The organism is Halomonas sp. ND22Bw (genome assembly GCF_003011945.1).
In the GTDB taxonomy this organism is placed as follows: Bacteria; Pseudomonadota; Gammaproteobacteria; order Pseudomonadales; family Halomonadaceae; genus Halomonas; species Halomonas halophila.
In genome coordinates, this window is record NZ_PXWD01000230.1 from 1 (window position 1) to 415 (window position 415).

The window sequence follows — 415 nt, forward strand, 5'->3', positions numbered from 1 at the left end:
CGCCAACCGTCTGGAGCCGCGTGGCTATTCCAGCCGCGAGTTCATCTGGGAGATGGGCAAGTGGCTGTCGGAGGGTAACGCCAAGAAGCCCGGCTCCCTGATCCAGACCGCCTATGAAGAGGGCGTGCCGATCTTCTGCCCGGCCTTCGTCGATAGCTCGGCCGGCTTTGGGTTGGTCAAGCACCAGAAGGAGCGGGCGGCCGCCGGCCAGCCCTATCTGATGCTGGACGCCATCGCCGACTTCCGCGAACTGACCGACATCAAGATCGCCGCCGGCGTCACCGGCCTGTTCATGGTCGGCGGCGGCGTTCCCAAGAACTTCGCCCAGGACACCGTCGTCTGCGCCGAAATCCTAGGCGTCGAGGCCGAGATGCACCGCTATGCGGTCCAGATCACCGTCGCCGACGTGCGCGAC

The 415-nt window shown here is 65.8% G+C and carries 1 protein-coding gene; it reads left to right on the forward strand.

Going from position 1 to position 415, the window contains the following annotated elements:
• Window positions 1–415, forward strand: a 415-nt coding sequence (locus tag CVH10_RS17820; protein WP_181244467.1) for a deoxyhypusine synthase family protein, incomplete at both ends; no start/stop codon positions are given.